Genomic DNA, 2,757 nt, shown 5'->3' with positions numbered 1-2,757 from the left:
AGGTGGAGCTGCCAGGGGCACCAGGCGGGGTTGCGGATCCCGCGTGGGTCCAGGCGTCGGCCGGCGGCTGCCAGCTCCTCGGCCGCTGCCTTGGTGTGGCCGCGCGCCAGCAGCAGTTCGCCGTACACGGTCTGGGCGTCCGGGAAGACGACGGCAGCCGGGAAGGGCTCCGCGAAGGCGTGCTCCTCGGCGAGTTGCGTCGCCTCCGCGACCCGGCCCCGGGCGAGCAGGATCTCGATGAGGATGCCGGTGCCGTACCAGTACACGGGGGTGCCGGGCCCGACCCGCTCGGCGAGGCGCAGGCCCGCGCGGGCGAAGTCCTCGGCCTCGGCGAGCCGGCCGCGCCGGTAGCGGAGGTAGCCGAGGAAGGTGTAGCCGAAGGCCAGGTGTGCGCCGCGCCAGCCCTGCTGTTCGAAGTCGGCGATGCCGGTGGCGAACAGTTCCTCCGCCCGGCCCGGTCGGTCGCAGTACATGTGGGCGAGGGCGACCAGCACCGGTACTTCGAAGCCGCGGTCGGCCTCCGCCCAGCCGAGGCCACCATGAAGGGCGCGCTCGGCATGGTGGAGGGCCACATGTGCGGGTTCACCACGGAGTACGGCGTCCCAGGTGCGCAGGCCGATGATGTACCGCTCGGTGAGGTCGCGGCCCTTGAGGCGGTCGGCGAGTTTGGTGAGGCGGCGGGAGCGCGAGGGGTGGTCGGGTTCGTCGGCGCGGAAGGCGTCCCACATGAACTGCTCGGAGAGCATGCGGAGTTTGACCCGGGCGTCGTCGGTGACGCGGATCTCGCGGGCGAGGGTGTCGGAGGCCTCGGCGAGGCGGTCGCTGTGGGCGAGTACCTGGGAGAGCCGGTAGACGATGTTCTGCCGCAGGCCCGCGTCGCTGATCGGCTCTTCGAGGGCGGCCCGCAGATGGTTGACGGTGGTCGCCGGTTCGGTGAGCAGGGAGGCGCTGCCCAGTTCGTAGAGGACGGCGGCCCGGTCGTCGAAAGGCGGGGGCTCGCGCAGGGCGCGGGCGAGGTAACTGCGGGCCGTGTCGGGGGCACCGGCGCGCAGGATTTCGCCCGCTGCCGCGCGGAGTTGCTGGACGACCCAGTTGTCGCCGTCGGGGTGGGTCTCCATGAGGTGGCGGGCGGCGGCGGAGGGGCCCTGGCCGTCGTTGATGAGGCACCAGGCGGCCTGGCCGTGCAGGGCCACGCGGACGCTGGCGGGGATGGCCCGGTAGACGGCGGTGGCGATGAGCGGGTGCACGAATTCGAGGGTGCCCTCGGCGGTCGGCGTGCCGGTGAGGATACGGGCGTCGCGCAGTGCGTCGGCGGCGTCGGCGGCCTCCTCGTGGCCGAGTCCGGCGACGGCGGCGGCGAGCGCCGGACGGGTCTCGGTGCCGAGGACCGCGCAGGCCCAGGCGAAGCGGACGGTCGAGGTGCCGAGGCGTTCGAGGCGGGTGATGAGACCGCTGCCCTTGACGGCGGCGGCGAGATCGCGCAGGAGGTGGGCCCCGGACTCTGAGGGGGTCAGGCCCCGGTCGTGGATCTTGACGATGAGTTCCACGGTCTCGAACGGGTTCCCCGCGGTGACCGCCCAGCACTCTCGGCAGAACGCGTCGTCGGCGTGCTCACCGAGCGTCTCGCGCACCAGGCCGGCGACGGCGCCGACGCTGAGCGGTTCCAGGTCGAGGGGGCGACCGCCGGCCCGGCCGGGCAGTCCCCTGAACGACTCGGCGTGGTCGGGGAGTTCGGCGGGGCGGTAGGCGACGACGACCAGGAGCGGGAGTTGTTCGGCGCGGGGCGCGAACGCGGCCAGCCAGCCCAGGGATTCGGGGTCGGCCCAGTGCGCGTCGTCGAGGACGAGGACCATCGGGGCCCGCTTCACCGCGAGGTGGGTGAGCACCCAGTCGAGGCCGTCGCGCAGGCCCTGCTGGTCGGGCGGGGAGCCCGCGGTGGGGGCGCACAGGCCGAGGGCGGGGCCGACGATGTCGTACCAACTCCCCAGCGCGGCGCGGAGATCGGCGTCGGCGGAGCCGGCGAACTGCGGTTGCAGCAACTGGCGGGCGACATGGAAGGCGACGCGCTGTTCCTGGTCGCCGCCTCGGGCGGAAAGCACGGTGCAGCCCTGTGCGGCGGCGCGGCGGCGCACCTCGGTGAGGAGGGTGGTCTTGCCGATGCCGGCCCGTCCCGCGAAGGCGAGCAGGGCGCCACGAGGCCGGAGGCCCGGCTCGGCGCCGTCCGTGCGCAGGCCGGTGAGCTCGCCCAACGCGTCGTCCACGGCGGAGAGTTCACCCTCCCGTTCGAAGAGCGTCCTGTTGCCGCGCCCTCTCCGCTGTCCCATCCCATACCCCCTGCCACGGTGGTGCGTCCAAGCGGGGAGCGAACGCGTACCGTGAGCTACAGGGACCTCAGCGTACGCTTTTCAAGGGCGCTGCGACCCGGTAGTCGGCGAAGCCGTACCGGCCGGTTTTCCTGAGCCGTCGGTGACGGCAGGGGACGTGGATCCCCCTTGTCATCCGGTCCGAGTTGTTCACGGCGTGGTTGCCGGGGGCGCTGGAGGTCGGTGTGCGCGAGCCGCACGCGATGACGGTCTCGACGGCCGGCGCCGGCTCATGCACCGACCTCACTCCTCCAACGCCGTCGGCGGCACCACCGCGACCGGGCTCGCCGCGTGCAGCAGGACCGCCTGGGTGACCGAGCCGATCAGCCGGGCCGGGGCCGGCAGGCGGCGGCGATGGCGGCCCACGACGACGAGGTCCGCGTCCTTGGAGGCG

General features: G+C 73.6%; 2 protein-coding genes. Both read right to left on the bottom strand.

Translation table 11 applies throughout. The annotated features are described in order from the left end of the window. On the bottom strand, window positions 1-2,324 hold a 2,324-nt coding region (locus R6V09_RS50275; protein ID WP_317888110.1), incomplete at its 3' end, for an ATP-binding protein. Between the two features lie 282 nt (window positions 2,325-2,606). Continuing rightward, window positions 2,607-2,757 (bottom strand): universal stress protein (locus R6V09_RS50270; protein WP_317888111.1); only part of this gene is annotated, 151 nt, incomplete at its 5' end.

The sequence above is a fragment of the Streptomyces sp. W16 genome (assembly GCF_033194735.1).
Classification (GTDB): Bacteria; Actinomycetota; Actinomycetes; order Streptomycetales; family Streptomycetaceae; genus Streptomyces.
The sequence above is the reverse complement of the archived record's forward strand: the minus strand, read 5'-3'. Positions and strand labels throughout refer to the sequence as shown.